Source organism: Streptomyces sp. NPDC056347, assembly GCF_042262625.1.
Lineage (GTDB): Bacteria > Actinomycetota > Actinomycetes > Streptomycetales > Streptomycetaceae > Streptomyces.
Genome location: NZ_JBHJQP010000014.1, coordinates 1 through 336 on the forward strand (window position 1 = coordinate 1; position 336 = coordinate 336).

Annotated in this window: 1 protein-coding gene; it reads right to left on the reverse strand. The window is 66.4% G+C overall.

Features of this window, described 5'->3' with window-relative positions:
• Positions 1-113: 113 nt before the first annotated feature.
• Complete coding sequence (locus ACFCV8_RS05710; RefSeq protein WP_376683976.1) at positions 114-242, reverse strand: hypothetical protein; 129 nt, start codon at positions 240-242, stop codon at positions 114-116.
• Positions 243-336 lie beyond the last annotated feature (94 nt).

Below are 336 nucleotides of genomic sequence, written 5' to 3' on the forward strand. Positions count from 1 at the left end.
GGGGGGGGGTGGGGGGTCGACGGGGGGGGGGGGGGGGACGTTTCGTACCACCCCCACCCGGCCCCGGCCGGCTCAGCTCCGGCTTTCTCGATGACGCGGAACGTTCTTCGTCGTCAGTCGATTTGGGATGTGCACCGGTTCGTCATGCTGAGCGCGCTGGTGAGCTGCGACGTCATGTGGGTCTCCCCCTCTTCGGGGCCGTTCTGAGGAGTCAGATTCTGCAGGGCGAGAATCGCTTTCATTTCTGTTCTCCTTTCGGGGGGGGCGGCCGTGGCGGTGCGGGTTCCGGTGGATCAGGACTCGGTGCCGCCGCCGTTGTTGCAGAACATGCTGATC

Coding starts and splice junctions, on each gene's coding strand:
- ACFCV8_RS05710 (WP_376683976.1), bottom strand. CDS start 242: ATGAAAGCGATTCTCGCCCTGCAGAATCTGACTCCTCAGAACGGCCCC.